The sequence below is a fragment of the Candidatus Kosakonia sp. 282A-S69 genome, assembly GCF_029433855.1.
In the GTDB taxonomy this organism is placed as follows: Bacteria; Pseudomonadota; Gammaproteobacteria; order Enterobacterales; family Enterobacteriaceae; genus Kosakonia; species Kosakonia cowanii_A.
This window is the reverse complement of record NZ_JAROAU010000005.1, coordinates 172026-172264: the sequence shown is the minus strand read 5'-3', so window position 1 is coordinate 172264 and position 239 is coordinate 172026. Positions and strand designations below refer to the sequence as shown.

General features: G+C 45.2%; 1 pseudogene. It reads right to left on the bottom strand.

From position 1 onward, the window contains the following. Positions 1–239: pseudogene (gene cotF, locus PU683_RS21640) on the bottom strand (spore coat protein CotF); the annotation flags it as partial.

Below are 239 nucleotides of genomic sequence, written 5' to 3'. Positions count from 1 at the left end.
ATTGAGGTGTTGCTGTTTCTGTAATTGCGATGGCATAGCTGCGGACAGATGTTTTGGCAAAACCGAGCAGGTCACCGCTGTAAAATGGGTTATCTGCGCGTTCTTCTTCCTCATCTTCTCTGTGCGGAGCCTGTGGAAAGAACGGAAGAAGCTCTCTCAAATTTTGCTCAACACCCTGAATAGACACGTTATAAAGCTGTCTGAGCTGAGGGTCTTTTACTTCTCTTATCATTTTCTTC